The sequence below is a fragment of the Arthrobacter sp. 05L44 genome, from assembly GCF_056397605.1.
In genome coordinates this window covers 20,904-36,740 of sequence record NZ_JBFTNS010000006.1, presented here as the reverse complement: position 1 = coordinate 36,740, position 15,837 = coordinate 20,904, and the positions used below count along the sequence as shown (strand labels likewise).

13 protein-coding genes are annotated in these 15,837 nt (G+C 69.4%); 10 read left to right on the top strand and 3 right to left on the bottom strand.

The window, feature by feature from the left end; genetic code table 11:
* Positions 1-545 precede the first annotated feature (545 nt).
* The 3 genes from AC1DHY_RS12565 to AC1DHY_RS12555 all read left to right on the top strand — a co-directional run bounded on the left by AC1DHY_RS12565 (position 546) and on the right by AC1DHY_RS12555 (position 3,842).
* Complete coding sequence (locus AC1DHY_RS12565; protein WP_476879481.1) at positions 546-686, top strand: hypothetical protein; 141 nt, start codon at positions 546-548, stop codon at positions 684-686.
* Positions 687-927: 241 nt separating this feature from the next.
* Positions 928-2,397, top strand: a complete 1,470-nt coding sequence (locus tag AC1DHY_RS12560) for a glycosyltransferase family 87 protein (RefSeq protein WP_476879480.1) — start codon at positions 928-930, stop codon at positions 2,395-2,397.
* A 5-nt stretch (positions 2,398-2,402) separates the two neighbouring features.
* Positions 2,403-3,842 (top strand): phytoene desaturase family protein, encoded by a 1,440-nt coding sequence (locus AC1DHY_RS12555; RefSeq protein WP_476879479.1) that lies wholly within the window; start codon positions 2,403-2,405, stop codon positions 3,840-3,842.
* A gap of 34 nt (positions 3,843-3,876) precedes the next feature.
* On the opposite strand, the gene AC1DHY_RS12550 is transcribed toward AC1DHY_RS12555, so the two are convergent.
* Together AC1DHY_RS12550 and AC1DHY_RS12545 are read right to left on the bottom strand one after the other, a co-directional pair.
* The gene (locus AC1DHY_RS12550) at positions 3,877-4,572 is read right to left on the bottom strand and encodes an ABC transporter ATP-binding protein (protein ID WP_476879478.1); all 696 of its coding nucleotides are present in this window, start codon (positions 4,570-4,572) and stop codon (positions 3,877-3,879) included.
* A 51-nt stretch (positions 4,573-4,623) separates the two neighbouring features.
* On the bottom strand, positions 4,624-5,721 hold the full coding sequence (locus AC1DHY_RS12545; protein ID WP_476879477.1) for an ABC transporter permease: 1,098 nt from the start codon (positions 5,719-5,721) through the stop codon (positions 4,624-4,626).
* 186 nt (positions 5,722-5,907) lie between these two features.
* Between AC1DHY_RS12545 and AC1DHY_RS12540 the strand changes: the two genes are divergently transcribed.
* From AC1DHY_RS12540 to AC1DHY_RS12515, 6 genes are all read left to right on the top strand, one after another.
* The gene (locus AC1DHY_RS12540) at positions 5,908-7,185 is read left to right on the top strand and encodes a sensor histidine kinase (protein WP_476879476.1); all 1,278 of its coding nucleotides are present in this window, start codon (positions 5,908-5,910) and stop codon (positions 7,183-7,185) included.
* Positions 7,182-7,838 (top strand): response regulator, encoded by a 657-nt coding sequence (locus AC1DHY_RS12535; RefSeq protein WP_476879475.1) that lies wholly within the window; start codon positions 7,182-7,184, stop codon positions 7,836-7,838. Before AC1DHY_RS12540 ends, AC1DHY_RS12535 begins: the two co-directional genes overlap by 4 nt.
* 58 nt (positions 7,839-7,896) lie before the next feature.
* Positions 7,897-9,876 carry a penicillin-binding transpeptidase domain-containing protein gene (locus tag AC1DHY_RS12530; RefSeq protein WP_476903711.1) on the top strand — a complete coding sequence of 660 codons (1,980 nt, stop codon included), beginning with the start codon at positions 7,897-7,899 and terminating at the stop codon, positions 9,874-9,876.
* 45 nt (positions 9,877-9,921) lie between these two features.
* Positions 9,922-11,604 (top strand): ABC-F family ATP-binding cassette domain-containing protein, encoded by a 1,683-nt coding sequence (locus tag AC1DHY_RS12525; RefSeq protein ID WP_476903710.1) that lies wholly within the window; start codon positions 9,922-9,924, stop codon positions 11,602-11,604.
* 66 nt (positions 11,605-11,670) lie between these two features.
* Positions 11,671-12,438, top strand: coding sequence for a DeoR/GlpR family DNA-binding transcription regulator (locus tag AC1DHY_RS12520; RefSeq protein WP_476878948.1), 768 nt, complete (start codon positions 11,671-11,673; stop codon positions 12,436-12,438).
* Positions 12,435-13,619, top strand: a complete 1,185-nt coding sequence (locus tag AC1DHY_RS12515) for an MFS transporter (protein ID WP_476903709.1) — start codon at positions 12,435-12,437, stop codon at positions 13,617-13,619. Before AC1DHY_RS12520 ends, AC1DHY_RS12515 begins: the two co-directional genes overlap by 4 nt.
* On the opposite strand, the gene AC1DHY_RS12510 is transcribed toward AC1DHY_RS12515, so the two are convergent.
* Positions 13,552-14,268, bottom strand: coding sequence for a phosphatase PAP2 family protein (locus AC1DHY_RS12510; protein WP_476878946.1), 717 nt, complete (start codon positions 14,266-14,268; stop codon positions 13,552-13,554). The two genes, AC1DHY_RS12515 and AC1DHY_RS12510, sit on opposite strands and share 68 nt — an antisense overlap.
* A gap of 38 nt (positions 14,269-14,306) precedes the next feature.
* On the opposite strand from AC1DHY_RS12510, the gene AC1DHY_RS12505 reads away from it, so the two are divergent.
* On the top strand, positions 14,307-15,806 hold the full coding sequence (locus AC1DHY_RS12505; protein WP_476878945.1) for a bifunctional phosphatase PAP2/diacylglycerol kinase family protein: 1,500 nt from the start codon (positions 14,307-14,309) through the stop codon (positions 15,804-15,806).
* Positions 15,807-15,837 lie beyond the last annotated feature (31 nt).

Here is a 15,837-nt window from a genome sequence, read left to right as displayed (position 1 = left end):
TCAGCCGGAGCTACGGCAGATCAGAAAAGGAGGTTGGGAAATGAATATTTTGACTAGCGGATGGATGTACAACGTCACCGCGAACCCGGCCTCTGACGCTGCCGCGCGCCCGAAAACCGGACTGCCCGCCTAAACAATCCTCCCGCCGGCGTAACGCCGGCCCGGAATGGTTGCCAGGTCCATCCCACGGGATGACCCGGCCGGTATGTCTGGCCCAGCGGACCCACGCGGTTGCGCAACACACCCCCATAGCAGTAACCAGTGCAATACCCCATAGTTCGGAACCCAGCTTCCTGTTGGGGTGCGGCACGTAGCGGCAGGGGCCATTCTTCGCATTTGCGAAAACCACCGTATTAGTACCGGGCATTCCTATGCCTAAAACATACTGTTCTTCAACAAATTGAGGGCTTAATTGCTGTGCCCAATTACTTTTATTTCTCCAACCAGAAAGGCCCACTGTGACCATCGCAGCGAAACCACATCCCGGCACCGCCCCACGCCGGAACGCGCAGAACGCCCACGCTCCCCGAAAGGAGGTGACCACCATGATCCGAAAACTGAAAGACGTACTGATCTTCAACCCGCGGCCCGCGATCCGGGACAAATCGGAGTTCAACGCCCGGCTGCTCGAGCAGCGGCGCGAAGACATCTACCTCGCAATGCATCAGATGGGACTGCTCCGTTGATGCCGTGCCGTCCCATTCAGGCCGACGGCCGTCACGGTACCCGGCGAAGGAGGATCCGATGGTGACCATTGCACCTGATCCGCAAGGAGCCCACGCGGCTACGCGTGGGCTCCTCCCTTTTAACCTGCGACTTAACCTGCAACGCTGAGCTTCGCCGGGCGGGCTTAACGGCCACCGGCAGCGCCGGGACGCCGTCCCGGTCCTTCCCCGCACGGCCCGTCGGCCCCGGTAAGCTCGAGGCATGCAGGAGACAATGCCGCCGGAGAACCGCAAGCGGACCCGACTGGTAGTCCCAAGCCGCAGTGATCTGCTGCTGCGGAACTTCACGGAACTCGTCGGCGGACCGCTCGGCCGGCGGACGGCTCCGGGGATTGTCTCCCCCGGACTCTTCACCGTCGAACGGGTCCTGGTGGTCCTCACCGTCCTGGCAGCCCTCGTGGCCCTGCTTATTAAGGGGTACTGCCGCAGCAAGGGCTGGGACTCCCCCGGCCAGTTCTACGCGACCTGTTACTCGGACTTCCCCGAATTGTTCAAGAACCGGGGCCTCGGCGACGGCGCCTTCCCCTTCGTCACGGCCGGAAGCTTCTTCGAATACCCGGTGCTGATGGGCTTTATTGCCGGGGCCACTGCGTTCCTGCTTCCCGGCGACGGCGTCAACCCCACCCGGGTCCTCGCGTACTTCGACCTCAACGCCACCCTGGTGGTTGCCGTCTGGATCGTCACCGTCCTGGCCACGGCCCGTACCGCCCGCCGCCGTTCCTGGGACGGGGCCATGGTGGCACTTGCCCCCGGCATCGTCCTCGCCGGCTTCATCAACTGGGATATGTGGGCCGTGGCGATGCTGGCCCTCGGCATGTACTTCTTCGCCCGGAACAAGCTGCTCCTCGCGGGCCTGTTCATCGGACTCGGCGCCGCGACCAAGCTCTACCCGCTGCTGATCCTCGGGGCCGTGCTGGTCCTCGCCCTGCGCACCGGCAAGGTCCGGGCCCTCCTCGTCACGGCGGGGGCGGCGGCGGCGACGTGGCTGGCCGTGAACATTCCGGCGGCGGCGGGCGACCCGGCCGGCTGGAAGTACTTCTACCAGTTCACCGAGACGAGGCCGGCGGGCTACAGCTCGCCCTGGTTCGCGTACAACCTGGTGGCGGGCCGGCTGGGCTGGAAACCACTGGAGGCCGAGGCCGTCAATGGACTGGCCCTCAATCTCTTCCTGGCCGCGTGCGTGCTGATCGCCGTCCTGGCCCTCGCGGCGCCGCGGCGGCCCCGGCTGGCGCAGCTGGTGTTCCTGATCGTGGCCGCCTTTATCCTCACCAACAAGGTGTACTCGCCGCAGTTCGTGATCTGGCTGATTCCGCTGCTGGCCCTGGCGCGGCCCAGATGGCGGGGCTTCCTGGTCTGGCAGGCCATTGAGGGCCTGCACTGGGCAGCCATCTGGATGTATCTGGGGCAGGTCACCAGCGGCGGCCCCACCCAGCACAACATCGACATGCCGTACTACGTCCTCGCCGTGCTGGCGCACATGCTCGCCACCGGCTACTTGATGGCGCGCATTGTCTGGGAGATCTGGGACCCGGCCTACGACGTCGTGCGCCGCGGCGGCGCCGACGACCCGCACGGCGGCCCGTTCGACGGCGCCCCCGACTGGTTTGCGGTGAATCTCCGGCGGCCGGCCGCGTCGGTGCTGCCCTGGCGGCGTGCCCGCACGGACGCCTGATTCCCGTGCCTGACGTCGCCGTCGTCGGTTCCGGACCCAACGGGCTCGCGGCCGCCGTGACTCTGGCCCGCGCCGGACTGGCGGTGCGCGTCTACGAGGCGGCAGCCAGCCCCGGCGGCGGCCTCCGGACCACGGAACTGATCGAACCCGGCCACCTTCACGACGTGTGCTCGGCTGTGCACCCGATGGCCCTGGCATCGCCGTTCTTCCGGAACTTCGAACTGGCGGACCGGGTCAGGTTCGAAGTGCCGGAACTCTCGCACGCGGCTCCGCTCGACGGCGGCCGGGCGGCCCTCGGCTACCGCTCGCTGGAGCGGACCGTCGCCGGCCTGGGACGCGATGGCGGCGCCTACCGGCGGCTGATGACGCCCCTGCTGGCCAGGCTGGAGGGCGTCCTGGACCTGACCCTGAACCAGCTGCTCCGGCTGCCACGCCACCCGGCCGCGGCCGGGGTCTTCGCGTTGCGGGCCCTGGAGCAGGGTTCGCGCCTGTGGGATGTCAGATTCCGGGACGATCTCGCTCCGGCCCTCCTCACCGGGGTTGCGGCCCACGCCGTGGCGCCGTTGCCTTCACTGTCTGCCGCCGGCGCAGGGCTGATGTTGGGTGCGCTGGGCCACGCCGGCGGCTGGCCCATCCCGGTAGGCGGTTCGGCCGCGATCGCACGCGCGATGGTGGCGGACATCGAGGCGCACGGCGGAGTGGTGGAAACCGGCACCAGCATCGGATCCCTTGCTGAGCTTCCTCCTGTCCGGGCCACCCTGCTGGACGTGGCACCTCCCGGACTCCTGCAGATCGCCGGGGACCGGCTCCCGGGCGCCTACCGCCGGGCGCTCGAAGGGTTCCGCTTCGGCAACGCCGCCTGCAAGGTCGATTTCATCCTGTCCGGCCCCGCCCCGTGGGCCGCCCCGGAACTCGCCGATGCAGGGACGGTCCACGTCGGCGGGACCCGCGCTGAAACCGCCGAGGCCGAACACGCCGTGGCGGCCGGGCGCCACCCTGACCGGCCATATGTCCTGGTCTCCCAGCCGTCCCGCTTCGATGCCGGCCGCGCCCCCGCCGGCCGGCACGTCCTGTGGACCTACTGCCACGTCCCGGCCGGGTCCACGATCGACATGGGCGGCGCCGTCGTGGCCCAGCTTGAGCGCTTCGCGCCCGGCTTCCGCGACCTTATTGTCGGGATGCGGGTGACCACCGCGGCGGAACTCGGCACCTACAACGCGAACTACGTCGGCGGGGATTTCAGCGCCGGCGCCATGAGCCTGCGCGGCCTGCTCCGGCGGCCGGTCCTCAGCCCGGTGCCGTGGCGGACCCCGGTGCCGGGACTGTACCTCTGTTCCTCGTCGACGCCTCCGGGGCCCGGGGTGACCGGAATGCCAGGTTTCCATGCGGCCCGGCACGCGTTGAAGGACGTCTTCGGCCTGGCAGTCCCCGAGCTGGGTCACTAGGCAGGGGCGGCTCCGCCAGGCGGGAGCGGCGCCGCTACGCGGGCACGGGGAGTTCCGCCGCCGAGAGCCGGCCGTCCCGCATCGTGGCCACGGCATCCGTGTAAGCCACCATCCCGGTGTCGTGCGTGACCATCAGGGTCCCCACCGCAAACTCGTCCGTGACCTCGCGCAGCAGCCGGACAATCCCGGCGCTGCGGTTGTGGTCCAGCGCCGCCGTCGGCTCGTCGACCAGCAGCACCGCCGGGCTGGCCATCAGTGCCCGGGCGATGTTGACCCGCTGGCGCTGGCCGCCGGAGAGCTGGTGCGGGCGCTTGTCCAGGGCCCCGCCAAGGCCCACGCGCTCCAGCAGGCCGGCAGCCCTGGTCATTGCCCCGCGGAGAGATTCACTCCGCAGGTGCGCGGTGATGACCAGCTGCTCGACGGCGGTGAGGGACGGCAGGAGATTCGGCTGCTGGAAGATGATGCCGATATGGTCCCGGCGCAGGGCGGTCCGCCCGGCATCGGTGAGGGCTCCGGCGTCGTTCCCTGCCACCATAACTGTTCCGGCAGTCGGGCGGACCAGGGTGGCGGCCACGGCCAGCAGTGACGACTTTCCCGAGCCGGATGGTCCAACGAGGGACCTAAATTCGCCGCGTCCAACGTCAAGACTGACGTTGTCGAGGGCCCGCAGGACGGTGTCCCCGTCGGGGTATTCGAGGGTGACGTTGGTGAGTTGCAGGGCGGATTCCATAGATATGCCTTTCAGGGAATGTTTTACGGGTTTGGTCTGGTAGACGAGGTGTCAGTTGCCGCCGAGCGCCAGCAGGGGGTCAACGCGGGTAACGCCCCGCACCGCCAGCGCCGCGCCGGCCAGCCCCAGGACCACGATCCCGGCGATCGGCAGCAGCGTGGTCTGCACAGTGGTCAGGAACGGGGCGGCCCCGGCGGCAAAAAGGCCCCCCACCACGCCCGCCGCACCACCCGTGGCGGCGCCGGCCACCAGCACCACCGCGGCCTGCACCATGGCGTCTTTGAGCACGTAGCCCGCGGACCCTCCCATGGCCTTGAGGACCGCGATGTCCCGGGTACGCTGCACGGTCCAGACGGTCAGGAATGCTGCGATCACGAGAGCGGAGATGCCATACAGGAACGCCTGCATCAGCATGAGCGAACCGTTCTCGCTGCGGTAGGAGCCAAGGGCCTGGAAGGACCCTTCCCGGCCGGCGCTGACGGTGCCGGCCGCCTGGTTGGCCGCGGCCACGTCAACACTCGCGCCCCGGTCGAAGCTGACCGCGATCACGGTGCCCACTGTGTCCTTTCCGGCAAGATGGGCCACCTTCCGCCAGTCCGTCAACGCGGTCCAGACGACGCCCGTGTGGGAGTACCACTGATCCGGGACAACGGCAGCGACGGCCAGTTCCGTGCCGCCCACGGCGACCCTGCTGCCGGCTGACAGATCCAGGTCCCTGGCCAGCCCGGACCCGATCACCACCGTGCCGTCAGCCACAGGTACCGGGGCGAGGCTGCTTCCGGCTCCGGTGCCAAACACGGCGACGTTGGCCGTTCCTGCCGGCACGCCTCCGGCGCCAAGGGCCTGCAGCCGACCCTGGCTGATGCCCAGGGCTTCCGCGCTGCTGACGCCGTCCCGTCCGGCCCAACCGGCTACCTGCGCCCCGGTGACTTCGGATTCGGTATAGGAGGACTGGGGTGTGCTGCCGGCGGGGGCCCCGAACGCGATCTGGTCCGCCGGCAGGCCGGCAATGGCGGAGGTCGACTGGTTGCCAAGTCCGGCCGTGAGCCCCGAGAGCATCACCAGCAGCAGGGTGATGAGGGCGACCACGCCGCCCATCAGCGCGAAGCGGCCTTTGGCGAAGCGGATGTCGCGGAGAGCGAGAAACATTGGAGTCCTTCTGTGGTGGTGGAGTCTTCCTTTCCACTCTCGCCGCCCGGGCGGACCGTGCCATCGGGCCTCCGGATGGTCCCGCGCGGCGGTTCGGTTGGTCCCAGGATCAACCGATTGGTTGATCCTGCCCCGGCAACGGCCTGCAGCGGCCCGCGGTGGGCAGCCCGGCGCTAGGCTGAACGCATGGACGGCGGACGCAGCACGGTGACGGGGGAACCCGCCGGCGCGGCCGTCATCCTGCGGGTCCTGCGGGTCAGCCTGCACGTGGGATTTGCCGTATTGCTGCTGGTTGCGCTCGGCCGGCTGCTGGCCGCAGGAGTCCGCGGATCCGGCTGGATCAGCCTGGCGCTGGTCCTTGCCCTGGCGGGCGTCTACCTGGCCGGCACCGTGCTGGAGAAGCGCCACTCCGTCCGCCCCGACCGTTTCGATCCGCGGCCGTATTCGGCCTGGTGGCTCGGCGCGGTGTGCCTGCTATGGCTGCTGCTCGTCTGGGGCAGCGCCGATTTCGCCTGGCTGGCCTTTCCGCTGTTCTTCCTGCAGCTCCACGTGCTGCCCCGATGCCCCGCCCTGGCCGCCATTGCGGCCAGCACGGTGCTGGTGGTCGCAGCGCTGTGGTTCCACAACGGCGGCCCGGCCGGCGTCGCCCTGCAACTTCCGATGGTGCTGGGGCCGGCTTTCGGCGCGGCCTTCGCGGTGGTGACCGGCCTGGCCTACCGTGCCCTGTTCGTTGAGGCAGAAAACCAGCGCCGGGCCGCTGCCGAGCTCCGGCGGACCCGTGCCGAGCTCGCCCGCAGCCAGCATGAGGCCGGAACACTGGCGGAGCGGACCCGGCTGGCCCGCGAAATCCACGACACCCTGGCCCAGGGCTTCTCCAGCATCGTGCTGACCGGACGTTCCGCCGAGCAAGCACTGGATGCCGGGGACACCGACGCGATCCGGAGCCGGCTCAGGACCATCCAGGAGACAGCAGCCACCAACCTGGCTGAGGCCCGTAACTTCGTCCGCGGCCTGCAGTCCCCCGAACTCGAGCAAAGCTCACTCGTGAACAGCCTGCACCGGCTCTGCGCCTCGACCGAAACGGAGGCCGCCGCCCGCGGCACGGTGCTGCGCTGCCGGCTCGAAGTGGAGGGGACTCCGGCGGAACTTCCCAACCCGTACCGCACCACCTTGCTGCGTGCCGCGCAGGCCAGCCTCGCCAATGTGGCGGCCCACGCCCGCGCACGCAGCGCCGTTGTGACGCTGTCCTTCCTCGGTTCCGAAGTGGCCATGGACATTTTCGACGACGGCGCCGGATTCGACCCGGCGGCCGCCTGCCAGGACCGGGCCGACGGATCCGGCTACGGGCTCAGGTCCCTGCGGGACCGCGTCGCCGCGCTGCAGGGCACCCTTGACCTTGAATCCGCCCCGGGCGAAGGGACCGTGGTGGCCATCCGGCTGCCCCTGGGAGCGGACGCAGGATGACCGCGATCCGCGTCCTCCTCGTTGACGACCACCCTGTAGTCCGTGCCGGCCTGCGCGCAATGCTGGCCGATTTTGACGGAATCACCGTCGCCGCCGAAGCGGCCGACGGCGCCGCCGCACTGGCCGCGGTGGCGCGGCTGCACGCCCTCGGTGACCCGGTCGACGTCGTCCTGATGGACCTGCAAATGGGCGCCGGTATGGACGGCGTCACCGCCACGGGCCGGATCAAGGCCGGAGAGGCCGGAACACTGGCACCTCCCGTCCTCATCCTCACGACGTTCGACTCGGACGCCGACATCCTCGCCGCGGTGGAGGCGGGGGCGAGCGGGTACATGCTCAAAGACGCGCCCCCGGAGCAAATCAGGCAGGCCGTGATGGCTGCCGCGGCGGGCCAGACGGCGCTGGCTCCGGAAGTGGCAGCGCGGCTGCTCGGCAGGATCCGCAATCCCGAACCGGCGCTGACCTCCCGGGAGATCCAGTTGCTCGAACTGCTCGCCACCGGGCTGGGGAACCGGGCCATCGCCAGGCAGCTGTTCATCTCCGAGGCCACGGTGAAGACCCATCTGGTGCACATTTACGGGAAACTCGGGGTGGATAACCGGACGGCGGCCATCGCCGTGGCGGCGCAGCGGCGCATCATCCGGCGGAGCTAGCCGCCCCCGGTGACCGTGTGACGCGGGAGGTGTCCGCAGCTCGGGGCATAATGTCGCAATGGGGAAAATTCAGAAGCTCTCGCTTGCTCTCGTTGGTCTGGTTCTCGGTAGCACGCTGGTCGCGTGCGACGACGGCCGGTCCGGTGCGCAGGATGCGGCGAAGCAGCTCGCGTCGGCCGTGGCCGCGCTCGACGTCGGCACCGTGTCCTTTGACGGCAAGGACTCCGCCGCCGCGAACGATCGGGTCAAGGCCGTTTTCAAGGCCCTCGACCCGGTGAAACCCGCCGTCGCGGCAGGTGAGCTGAAGCTCGACAAGGACACCGCGACGGTGCCGCTGGACTACAGCTGGAAGCTCGGCGCCGGCGAGTGGAAATACACCGTGACCGCGCAGCTGAAGAAGGCCGACGGCACGTGGAAGACCGTCTGGAGCCCTGAACTGCTGGTGCCCGGCCTCGCCGACACCGAGGTCCTGGGCAGCTCCAGCGAGTCCCCGCAGCGGGCCGACATCCTCGGCGCCGGCGGAACCAAACTGGTCACCTACCGGCCCGTGGTCCACGTCGGAATCGACAAGCAGCAGCTGGACTCCGCGGATCCCGCCGCCGCCGCGGGCAAACTGGCACGGCTGGTGGGCGTTGACCCGGCCGCCTACACCAAGCAGGTCGCGGCCGCCGGACCCCAGGCTTTCGTCGCCGCGATCACCCTGCGGCAGGAGGGCCGGACCGTCACCGACGAGCAGATTGCCGCCATCCCTGGTGCGCGCGCGATCGCGGACTCCCTTCCCCTGGCTCCCAGCCGCACGTTTGCCCGCGCCGTGCTCGGCACCGTTGGTGAAGCCAGCGCCGAACAGATCGAAAAGTCCGGCGGCACACTCCACAGCGGCGACACCACCGGTACCGGCGGGCTCCAGCAGCAGTACGACGCGCAACTGCGTGGAACCAGCGGCACCCAGGTATTCGCCCAGACCGAGGGCCTCACTGCCGAGCAGCGTCAGGGGCTGGCCAACGGCGGCCGTCGCGTCCTGTTCCAGGAACCGATGAAACCCGGAACCGCGCTGAAGACCACCCTGAACACGCGGCTGCAGCAACTGGCCGAGGACACCCTGGCCGACGTCGGTCCGGCGTCCGCCATCGTGGCCATCAAGCCCTCCACCGGCGCGGTCCTGGCCGCAGCTTCCGGCCCCGGCAGCAACGGGTACGACACCGCTCTGCTGGGCCAGTACGCCCCGGGATCCATCTTCAAAATGGTGGACTCGCTGGCCATGTTCCGGAACGGCATGACCCCCGATGACAAGGTGGACTGCCCCCCCACCCTCACGGTGGACGGCCGGACCTTTAAGAATGCCGAGGGCTACCCTGCGACGTCCCTCGGATCAGTGACGTTGCGGGACGCCTTCGCGCATTCCTGCAACACCGCGTTCATCAACGCCCGGGGCAAGGTCAGCCAGGCGCAGCTGGAGTCCGCCGCGACGTCCCTCGGCGTTGCCGTCGAGGCGCCGTCCCTGGGCGCCGCGGCCTTCCTTGGCTCGGTCCCGGGCGAGGCTGAAGGCACCGAGCACGCGGCCTCCATGATCGGCCAGGGCAAGGTGCTGCTCTCACCGCTAGCCGCCGCCGTGATGGCCGGCTCGGTCGCCAAGGGTGCTCCCGTGTCACCGCAGCTGGTCCTGAACCCGAACGCCGCACCCGCAGGCGGCGCCACGCCGTCGGCCGGTCCGACGGCGGCGCCGTCCACGTCCGCCCCCGCGCCCGCGAAGGCGGCCGGGAAACCCATCACGGCCGCGGAAGCCGCGTCCCTCGCTGACATGATGCGCGCCGTGGTGACCTCGGGCCACGCCGGCTTCCTCGCCGACGTTCCGGGGGCCCCGGTGGGCGCCAAGACCGGCACCGCCGAATTCGGCAAGGACAACCCGCCCAAGACCCACGCCTGGATTGTGGCTGTCCATGGGGACCTCGCCGTCGCCGTGTTTGTCGAGGACGGCGGCCTCGGCGCAACCACCTCCGGCCCGCTGCTCAAGGACTTCCTTACTGCGGCCGCCGGCTAGCCGCCCCCGGGCCACCGGAAGACCCAGCCGTGGGAGGATTACTGCGTGGCTCATATTGACGTATCCGGCATCGACTACTTCCTCTCCGACGGCACCCAGCTGCTCAATGGCGTGACGTTCAAGGTCCCGGACGGCAGCAAAACAGCGCTGATCGGACCCAACGGAACCGGCAAGACCACCCTCTTCCGGATCATCTCCGGTGACCTCGTCCCGGACGAAGGCGTGATCGGCCGGTCCGGGAACATGGGGATCATGCGCCAGTTCGTCGGCCAGGTCCGGGACGACTCCACGGTCCGGGACCTGCTGGTGTCCGCCGCGCCGCCCGCCCTGGCTGCCGCCGCGCGCGCCGTCGACGAAGCCGAACTGGCCATGATCGAGCACGACGACGAACCGACCCAGATGAAGTACGCCCAGGCGATCGTCGACTGGGGCGACGCCGGCGGCTACGACGTCGAGACCGTATGGGACGAAGTCTGCATGGCGGCACTTGGCCTGCCGTTTGACCGCGCGCAGCACCGGCCGGCGTCGAGCCTGTCCGGTGGCGAACAGAAACGGCTGGTCCTCGAAGCCCTGTTCGCGGGACCGGACGAGCTGCTGCTGCTCGACGAGCCGGACAACTACCTCGACGTGCCGGGCAAGCGCTGGCTCGAGGCAAAGCTGAACGAGTCCAAGAAGACCGTGTTCTTCATCAGCCACGACCGCGAGCTGCTCAACAACGCCGCGGGCCGCATCGTGACGCTGGAACCCGGCATCAACGGTGCCGGCGCGTGGATCCACGGCGGCGGCTTCGGCTCTTACGTTGAGGCCCGCGCCGACCGCAATGCCCGTTTCGAGGAACTCCGCAAGCGCTGGGACGAGGAGCACGTCAAGCTCAAGGAACTCGTCAACATGTACAAGAACAAGGCGGCGTTCCGCTCCGACATGGCCAACCGGTACCACGCGGCACAGACCCGGCTGGCGAAGTTCCTGGAGGCGGGTCCGCCGGAAGCGCTGCCGATCGAACAAAACGTAAAGATGCGGCTCAAAGGCGGGCGCACGGCCAAGCGCGCCATCGTGGCCGAGAAGCTCGAGCTCACCGGACTGATGAAACCGTTCTCCACCGAAGTCTGGTTCGGCGACCGGGTGGGCGTCCTCGGTTCCAACGGCTCCGGCAAGAGCCACTTCCTTCGGCTGCTGGCCACCGGCGGCACGGATCCGGAACGTGAGCACCTCCCCGTATCCGACGTCGAAATCGCCGAGGTCCCGCACGAGGGAACGGTGAAGCTCGGCGCCCGGATCCGGCCCGGATTCTTTGCCCAGACACACGTCCGTCCCGACCTGCTCGGCAAGACCCTGCTGGAAATCCTGCACCGCGGCGACGAACACCGCTCCGGGATGGCGCGCGAGGCGGCCGCCGGCGCCCTGGACGGCTACGGCCTGGCCTCGCAGTCGGAGCAGAAGTACGAGTCGCTCTCCGGCGGCCAGCAGGCCCGGTTCCAGATCCTGCTGCTGCAGCTCTCCGGCGCCACCCTGCTGCTCCTCGACGAGCCCACGGACAACCTGGACCTGCACTCGGCCGAGGCGCTTGAACGCGCCATCGACCACTTCGAGGGCACGGTCCTGGCCGTCACCCACGACCGCTGGTTCGCCCGGACCTTCGACCGGTTCCTCGTGTTCGGCTCCGACGGCCGGGTCTACGAATCCGGTGAACCCGTCTGGGACGAAAAACGCGTCGAACGCGCCCGCTAATCCGCCCGCACACCCGTAGATGATCAAACTTTTGATTAATTGATCATCCAGACCTATCGTTTAAGCATGAGTACCGAGGAGCGTCACCGCAGGATCGGTGAACTGCTGCGCCAGCGGGAGCACATGAGCGTGGAAGAGCTCACCGCCGAATGCGGCGCCTCGGGTGCCACTATCCGCCGCGACCTTGACGTCCTGGCCCTCCGGGGGGTCCTGCGCCGCGTCCACGGTGGCGCCCGGAGCCTGGTGTCCCGCGGCGAGAACCCCGAGTACGGCCAGCGTGAACTCGAGGACCACGACGCCAAGATGCGCATCGCCGCCGGCGTGGCAGCCCTGCTCAAAGACCGCGGACACGTCTGGCTGGACAGCGGCACCACAGCCACCGAAGTGGCACGCCGGCTGCAGGGCCGGGACATCACAGTCATGCCGATGTCGCTGCAGGCCGTCAACGCCCTGACCGGAACGGCCCCCGGCCCGCGGCCAGAACTGCTGCTGCCCGGCGGAAGCCTCACCCCCGGCGAACTGTCCTTCCGCGGCCCCATGGCCGAATCCAACATCCGCGCCCTCCGGTTCGACACCGCCGTCGTGACACCGTGTGCGCTGAACCTCCGCGACGGCCTCCTGGCCCACGACCTCGAGGACGCAGCCGTTAAACGCGCCGGCCTCGAGTCAGCCGCACGCGTGATTGCCGCGTGCTCGGATGCCAAGTGGAACGCCAGCGCCGTCGCGCTGGTCGCTGCGCTCGACGCCGTCGACATTCTGGTGACAGACAAGAACCTGGGCCCGGCCGAACGTGCTGAGCTCGCCCGACACTCGGTGGAAGCAGTGATCGTATGACAAGCACAACAACCGCCCCGCAGGTCAAAGCCGCGGCCGCGGCGACGTTCCTGATCTTCGGCATCAACGGGCTGGTCTTCGCCAGCTGGGCCGCCCGCATCCCGGCGGTCACCGAAATCCTGCAACTCAGCTCCGGGCAGATGGGCAGCCTGCTGCTGTGCGTTGCCGTAGGCTCGCTGATCGCCCTGCCGACGGCGGGATGGGTGGTGGGCCGGCTGGGAACGGGCAACACCGTCCGCGCGGCCGGTCTGCTGGCGGCCGCCGGCGGCGTCGGCATCGCCCTGTCCCTCAACGCCGGCTCCGTGGCCGGAACGGCTGTTTCCCTGTTCTTCTTCGGCATCGGCATCGGCCTCTGGGACGTCTCCCAGAACATTGAAGGGGCCGACGTCGAACACCGGCTGGGCCGGACGATTATGCCGCAGTTCCACGCGGCCTTCAGCGGCGGCGCCTTCGTGGGCGCGCTGGCCGGGGCCGGCCTGTCCGAACTCGGCGTCGGACTGCCTACCCACCTGCTGGTCATCGCCCTCGTGGTGGCCGTCGCCGCCCAGATGGCTCCCCGCTACTTCCTGCCGCACACGACGCCGGACGCCCCCGCCGCAGGTGAGGCTCCGCAGCCGCGGGCTGCCGCCTGGCGGGACGGCCGGACCCTGCTGATCGGCGTCGTCGTCCTGGGCGCAACCCTGACCGAGGGTGCCGGGAACGACTGGATCGCCAAGGCCTCCGTGGACGGACTCGGCGCCGAACAGTCGAGCGGTGCCCTGCTGTTTGCGGTCTTTGTTCTGGCGATGACGGCCATGCGCTTTTTTGGCGGACGGGCGATCGACGCCTACGGCCGGGTGGCCGTGCTGCGGGCCAGCATGGCGGCCGCTGCGGCCGGGCTGGGACTCTTTGTCCTCGCCGGTAACATCTGGCTGGCGGCAGCCGGTGCAGCGCTTTGGGGAATGGGGGCCGCGCTGGCTTTCCCGATGGGTATGTCCGCGGCGGCCGACGATCCACGCCACGCGGCGGCGCGGGTCTCTGTCGTGTCAACGCTGGGGTACGTGGCGTTCCTGGCCGGGCCACCGCTGCTGGGCTACCTCGGAGACCTGACCGGAATCCGGCTGGCGCTGCTGGTTATCGGTGTGCCGATTCTGGTTGCCCTGCTGCTCGCCGGCGCCGCGCGGCCCGTGCGCGCCAGCTAAGGAGCCGCCGCGCGTCGCCGTTCTCCCGGATACAGGAGCGCTGGAATCCCAGCCAGAGCAGCAGCACCACCGGGGCTGCCAGGCAGACAGCGCCAACGGTGTCCGTCAGCCAGTGGGCCGACAGGTAGGTACGGCTGACCATCATGGCCATGGTGCCGGCAGACGCCAGCAGCCATACCCACGCTTTGGCCATCAGCAGTGCCAGCACCAGGACGAAGGCGGTGGTGGTGGCGACGTGACCGGAGGGGAACGACCCCGTGTCGGTGAGGACCACGGTGTTCTGCGGCCGTTCGCGCAGCACGCCAGCCTTGATGACCTGGGTGAGGATCAGGACCGCCACTCCGGCGGCGGCGCTGAAAACCGCCGTCTGCGGCCGGCGCCGGATCAGGAGAGCCAGCACCAAAAGTCCGTGCACGACCAGGACCCCGCGGTAGCCGGCGACGTTGAGGACGGCGTTGATGGCGTCCCAGAAGGGGCTGCGCAGGCCGGTGATAAACCCCGCCCACCCCCGGTCCAGGCCCTGGAACGGCGGGTTGGCGACGTTGGCCAGCAACAACCCGCCCAGCACCGCGGCGACGGTGAGCATAACGGTACTAACCGCCAGGACGCGGCCTGCAGCCAATGGCCGGGGATCCAGCACTCGGGTCATCGCCTCATCCTAGCTGCGCCCGGCAGTAAGGTGGGGAAATGCGAAGCATGCTGAGAAAAACACCGCGGGGACTGGAGAAGCTGGACCGCAGGCTGGTCCGCTCAGTCTCCCGGCTCCCGGGCGGCGGCCACGATGACTTCTTCCGCCACCTGTCCGCTGCCGCCAATAACGGCAAGCTCTGGATGGGCATTGCGGCCGTGATGGCGCTCTTCCCGGGGAAAACCCGCCGGGCCGCCCTGCACGGACTCCTGGCGCAGGGCGTCGCGTCCGCAGTGACCAACATGGTCTTCAAGACGCTGTTGCCCCGCGCCCGCCCGTTGCCGGAGCACCTGCCCGTCTTCCGCTTCGTCAACCCCCAGCCCACCAGTTCCTCCATGCCCTCGGGCCACTCGGCCTCGGCCGCGGCCTTCGCCCTGGGCGTGGGGCTGGTCCGTCCGGCCCTCGGCGCCGCACTGGCACCGGCCGCGGCCGCGGTGGCCTACTCCCGGGTCCACACCGGTGCGCACTGGCCCTCGGACGTTTTCTTCGGCTCAGCCATCGGCTCGGGCGCCGCCCTTGTGACGCGGAAGTGGTGGCCGGTCCGGCCGCCTTTCCCGGCGGTCCGGCGCAGTCCGGTGGACGCCCCGGCGCTGCCCGACGGCGAGGGGCTCGGCATCGCCGTGAATACCCTGGGCGGCTCCTACGCCGCCGAAACAGCCGGTGCCCTGCAGAAAATATTCCCCAAGGCGTATATAAAGGAAATCGGCCCGGAGGACGACGTCGCAGCGGAAATCACGGCCGTCGCCACCCGCCCGGGCGTCGTTGCCCTCGGCGTGTGGGGCGGAGACGGGACCGTGGGCACGGCCGCCGCGGCCGCCGTCGAACATTCCATCCCGCTGCTGGTGCTGCCCGGCGGCACGCTCAACCACTTTGCCCGGGACGCCGGCATCGGAACCCTCGAGGCGGCCGTCCAGGCTGCCACCCGGGGCGAGGCCGCCTGCGCCGACCTCGGCCATGTGGCTGTGGAGCGGGGCCTGCCGGAGAGCCCCGAGCGGCTGGACCTCACCATGCTGAACACCGCGAGCATCGGGCTCTACCCCAACCTGGTGCGCCGCAGGGAACACCTCCAGCCCGCACTGGGCAAGCCCCTGGCAGGTGTGGTGGCCATGTTCCGTACCTTCGCCGCAGGCACTCCCAGCACCCTGGTGGTCGACGGCCGGCGGCACAAATTGTGGATTCTGTACGTCGGCCGCGGCCGCTATTACCCGCGCGACCACGCCCCGCTGGTCCGTCCGGTGCTGGACGACGGCGTCCTGGACCTGCGCATGATCACCGCGGACGAATCCTTCGCCCGCCTGCGGCTGCTCTGGTCCGTGCTGACCGGCACCGTGGCCACCTCCCGGATCACCCACCTGAGCGAGGCAACCCGCATCCGCGTGGAACCGGGCGACACCACCATGGTGCTGGCCGTGGACGGTGAGGTGATGCCCGGCGTCCGCGCCGTCGAGTTCTCGGTGGAACCCGCAGGCCTGGTCTACTACACCCCGCAAACGGAATAGCCACGGGTCATCCCCGCGGACTACCCTGACC